General features: G+C 72.7%; 5 protein-coding genes. 4 read left to right on the top strand and 1 reads right to left on the bottom strand.

The window, feature by feature from the left end:
- Positions 1-64: 64 nt before the first annotated feature.
- The 3 genes from ACWEVO_RS30325 to ACWEVO_RS30315 all read left to right on the top strand — a co-directional run bounded on the left by ACWEVO_RS30325 (position 65) and on the right by ACWEVO_RS30315 (position 2809).
- A complete protein-coding gene (locus tag ACWEVO_RS30325) occupies positions 65-1042 on the top strand; it encodes a PPK2 family polyphosphate kinase (RefSeq protein ID WP_452310888.1) in 978 nt (325 codons plus the stop codon).
- 131 nt (positions 1043-1173) lie between these two features.
- Positions 1174-1800: a DUF47 domain-containing protein gene (locus ACWEVO_RS30320; RefSeq protein WP_452310887.1), complete on the top strand. Its 627-nt coding sequence runs from the start codon at positions 1174-1176 to the stop codon at positions 1798-1800.
- 4 nt (positions 1801-1804) lie between these two features.
- Positions 1805-2809, top strand: a complete 1005-nt coding sequence (locus tag ACWEVO_RS30315) for an anion permease (RefSeq protein WP_452310886.1) — start codon at positions 1805-1807, stop codon at positions 2807-2809.
- Between the two features lie 40 nt (positions 2810-2849).
- Here the strand turns inward: ACWEVO_RS30315 and ACWEVO_RS30310 are convergent, their stop codons facing one another.
- Positions 2850-3818 carry a Gfo/Idh/MocA family protein gene (locus ACWEVO_RS30310; RefSeq protein WP_452310885.1) on the bottom strand — a complete coding sequence of 323 codons (969 nt, stop codon included), beginning with the start codon at positions 3816-3818 and terminating at the stop codon, positions 2850-2852.
- Between the two features lie 70 nt (positions 3819-3888).
- Here ACWEVO_RS30310 and ACWEVO_RS30305 point away from each other — a divergent pair.
- The coding region (locus tag ACWEVO_RS30305; RefSeq protein WP_452310884.1) for an NUDIX hydrolase at positions 3889-4754 on the top strand (866 nt) is incomplete at its 3' end.

Here is a 4754-nt window from a genome sequence, read left to right as displayed (position 1 = left end):
GGGGGGGGGGGGGGGGGGGGGGGGGGGGGGGGGGGGGGGGGGGGGGGGCGCCGAGGATCGGGGGATGAGCGGTGTGGACGAGGTCGTGCGGCCCGCGGGTGGGCCGATGCGGGAGCTGTTGCGGGCGGACCCGGGCGCCGAGGACCTGGCGGCGATCGATCCCCGGTCGACCCCGGGGCTGCCGGCGGCGGCCGGGCGCGGGAAGGACCGCAAGGAGTGGGCGCGGACGCAGGTCGAGCTGCTCGGTGCGGAGCTCGGCCGGCAGCAGGAGATGCTGTACGCGGCCGCGAAGGGCGCCGCCGGGCCGGGGGCTCCGGCCAGCGCGCCCAGCCGGGCCGGCGCGGAGCTGGACGGTGGCCGCCCGCGCCGGGTGCTGCTGGTGCTCCAGGCGATGGACTGCGGCGGCAAGGACGGCACGATCAAGCGGGTGGCCGGCGCGATGAACCCGCTCGGGCTGCACATCCGGTCGTTCGGCCCGCCCACCGAGGAGGAGTTGCGGCACGACTTCCTCTGGCGGATCCGGCGGGCCCTGCCGCCACCCGGGTACGTGGGGATCTTCAACCGCTCGCACTACGAGGACGTGCTGGTGGCCCGGGTCGAGTCGCTGGTCGACGAGCCCACCTGGCGGGCCCGGTACGACCTGATCAACGACTTCGAGCGGGAGTTGACCGAGAACGCGGTCACCGTGGTGAAGGTGATGCTGCACATCTCGTACGCCGAGCAGGGCGAGCGGTTGATGGAACGGCTCACCGACCCGACCCGGTACTGGAAGTACAACCCGAGCGACCTGGACACCCGGGCCCGCTGGGACGACTACCAGGCGGCGTACGCCGATGTCCTGGCCCGGTGCGGCACGGACGACGCGCCCTGGTTCGTGGTGCCGGCGGACCGCAAGTGGTACCGGGACTGGGCGGTGGCCCACCTGCTCCGGGAGACGTTCGACGCACTCGATCTGGGGTATCCGCCTGCCGATTTCGACGTCGAGCGGGAGCGCGAGCGGTTGCGGCGCCTGCGCGGGAGGGTCAAGGTGAACGGCGGGTGAACGAACGGTGAATCGGGCCTGACCAGGGGTGGGCCGACGGTTGCCCGGTTCCGTCGGGTACCTAGCATGCCCAGAGCACACGCCTTTCGGGGCGCCGGCCACCCTTCCACCGACACGACGAGGTCCGTGCTGTGAAGTTTTCCTTCCGTCCCACCGAGGGCGCCTTCTACGAGCTCTTCACCAGGGCCGCGCAGAACCTGGTGAAGGGGACCGAGCTGCTCAACGAGCTGGCTCTGCCCGGCGTCGAGGTCCAGTCGGTGAGCGAGCGGCTCACCGAGGTCGAGCACGACAGCGACCAGATCACCCACGAGCTCTACAAGAAGATCAACTCTACCTTCATCACCCCCTTCGACCGGGAGGACATCTACCGTCTGGGCTCGCTGCTCGACGACGTGATGGACCACCTGGAGGCGGTCGGCAACCTGCTGTACCTGTACGGCCTCACCAAGCTGCCGTCCCTCCCCCGGGAGATGCACGAGCTGGTGAACGTGCTCGACCAGCAGGCCAAGCTGACCGCGGACGCCATGCCCCAGCTGCGCTCGATGAAGAACCTCGAGCCCTACTGGATCGAGTGCAACCGCCTGGAGAACGACGGTGACCAGGCGTACCGGATGCTGCTGGTGCGCCTCTTCTCCGGTGAGTACGACGCGCTCACCGTGCTGAAGATGAAGGAGGTGGCCGACGAGCTGGAGGCCGCCTGCGACGCCTTCGAACACGTCGCCAACACCGTCGAGACCATCGCGGTCAAGGAGTCCTGATCCCGTGAGTCCCGAACTCATCGCCGTGCTGGCGGTGATCGTGGCCGCCATGGCGTTCGACTACACGAACGGCTTCCATGACGCGGCCAATGCGATCGCCACCAGCGTCTCCACCCGGGCCTTGACCCCCCGGGTCGCCCTCGCGCTGGCCGCCGTCGGCAACTTCGTCGGCGCGCACTTCGGCGCCGGGGTGGCCAAGACGGTCGGTGACGGCCTGGTCACCCTGCCGACCGGGGTGGCCAGCCTCGGAGTGGTCTTCGCCGGCGTGATCGGTGCGATCGCCTGGAACCTGATCACCTGGTACTTCGGCCTGCCGTCGTCCTCCTCGCACGCCCTCTTCGGCGGCCTGGTCGGGGCGACCCTCTTCGCCGCTGACGGCGTCGTCCAGTGGGGCAACATCATCGACAAGGTCATCATCCCGATGGTGCTCTCGCCGGTGGTCGGCCTGATCCTCGGCTTCCTGGTGATGCTGGCGATCCTCTGGCTGTTCCGGAAGGGGCAGCCGGGCAAGCTGAACCGGGGCTTCCGGTGGGCGCAGACCCTGTCCGCCGCCGCCATGTCGGTCGGTCACGGCATGCAGGACGCCGCCAAGACCATGGGCATCATCGTGCTGGCCCTCTACACGGGCGGCTACCAGCACGACAAGACGCACATCCCGCAGTGGGTGTTCTGGACCTCGGCGGCGATGCTGGCCGCCGGTACGTACGCGGGCGGCTGGCGGATCATCCGTACCCTCGGTCGGAAGATCATCGACCTGGGCCCGCCGGAGGGCTTCGCGGCCGAGACGGTGGCCAGCGCGGTGCTCTACTTCAACGCCCTGGTGCTGAAGGCCCCGATCTCCACCACCCACACGATCACCTCCGCGATCATGGGTGTGGGCGCGACCAAGCGGCTCTCCGCGGTCCGCTGGAACGTGGCTGGCAACATCGTGATCGCCTGGATCATCACGTTCCCGGCGGCGGCGGCCATCGCCTGCCTGGCGTACCTGCTGGTCCGCCCGCTGTTCTGAGGTGACGCCCGGAGGGCCTCCTGCCGTCGGCAGGGGGCCCTCAGTCGTAGGAGACGCCGATGCGGGCCTTGATGTCGTCCAGCAGGGCCATCACCTCGAGCGTGGCGGAGTGCGGGACCAGCGGGCTCTCGGCCAGCCCGGCGGCCAGGCAGCGCTGCACCTCGATCGCCTCGTACTGGTAGCCGCCGCCGGTCGGGTCCGCCGGGATGGTCTCCGGCTCGGCTCCGCGCCGGTGCAGCACCGCGGCACCGGGCCGGTAGAACGGCTCGGGCAGGTCGATCCGGCCGGTGGTGCCGGTGATCGCCGCGGTGATCGCGGTCGCGCCGACCATCCCGCAGCTCAGCGTGGCCACCGCGCCGGAGTCCCAGCCGAAGACCAGGCCGGTGTTCTCGTCCACGCCCTCGGGGCTGAGCCGGGCCCAGGCCTGCACGTGCTGCGGCACCCCGAGCAGCAGGTGGGCCAGGCTGATCGGATAGACGCCCAGGTCGAGCAGGGCGCCGCCGCCGAGCGTGCGGGCCCGCATCCGGTGCTCCGGCGGGAACGGCCCCGCGGCCCCGAAGTCCGCCCGTACGTGGGTCACCTCGCCGATCGCGCCGTCCCGGACCAGCTCCAGCATCCGCCGGATCAGCGGGTTGGTCCGCATCCACATGGCCTCCATGAGGAAGAGGCCACGGCGGCGGGCGGTCTCGAGCAGTTCGGTGGTGGTGGGCAGGTCGAGGGTGCACGGCTTCTCGACCAGGACCGCCTTGTCGCCGGCCAGGCAGGTCATGGCCGCCTCGTGGTGCGCGGCGTGCGGGGTGGCCACGTAGATGACGTCGACGTCCGGGTCCGCGGCCAGTTCCGCCCAGGAGGCGTACGCCCGGGGCACGTCGTGCCGGGCGGCGAAGAGTTCGGCGCTCTCCCGGGTGCGCGAGCCGACCGCGACCAGTTCGGCCCCGGGCACCAGTCGCAGGTCCTCGGCGAAACGGCCGGCGATCATTCCGGTGGCCAGGATTCCCCAACGCGTCATGCCGGCACGCTATCCCCTGCCCTCCGGCGGCCGAGCGGATGATCCACCCATCGGGAACTAGGCTCGCGGGATGACCAACGACGGCTTCGCCGCACCCCCCGCCCTGGTGGAGCACGCCCGGCGGTTCCGCGCCGAGGGTGGCGTCCCGGCCGTGCCCCGGGTCGCGGCCACCGTGCTGCTGCTCCGCCCGGCCGGCGCTGACTTCGAGGTGTACCTGATCCGGCGGGTCGCCGCGATGGCCTTCGGCGGGATGTACGCCTTCCCCGGCGGCGGGGTGGATCCCTCCGACTCCCAGGCGCACCTGGACTGGGCCGGCCCCGAGCCGGCCGCGTGGGGCGAGCGCCTCGCCCTCGCCCCGAACGCCGCCCAGGCGGTGGTCTGCGCCGCCGCCCGCGAGGTCTTCGAGGAGGCCGGGGTGCTGCTGGCCGGCCCGGACGCGGCGAGCGTGGTGGGCGACGTGAGCGGCGACGACTGGGAGACCGCCCGGCAGGACCTGGAGGCCCGGCGTACCGGCTTCGCCGACCTGCTGGCCGGCCGCCGGCTCACCCTCCGGTCCGACCTGCTGCTGCCCTGGAGCCGGTGGATCACGCCGGAGTTCGAGCCGCGCCGCTTCGACACGTACTTCTTCGTGGCCCTGCTGCCCGAGGGGCAGCGGACCCGGGACGTCTCCGGGGAGGCCGACCACACGCTGTGGGTCCGCCCGGCGGACGCCCTGGCCCGCGCGGAGGCCGGCGAGCTGATGATGCTCCCGCCCACCATGGTGAACCTGGCCGAGGTCGCCGCCGCCGGCGACCTGGCCGGAGTGGCGGCGGCCGGGGGCCCCCCGGGCGCCCGCCCCCCCGGGCCCCCCCCCCCCCCCCGCCCCCGCGGCGCCCGGGCCCCCCACCCCCCCGCGGGGCCCCCCGGCCCCCCCCCGCCCCCGGGGGGCGCGCCCCG

It is taken from the genome of Micromonospora sp. NPDC003776 (genome assembly GCF_053605645.1).
Note: the sequence above shows the minus strand (reverse complement) of the source record. Positions and strands in the feature narration are given on the sequence as shown.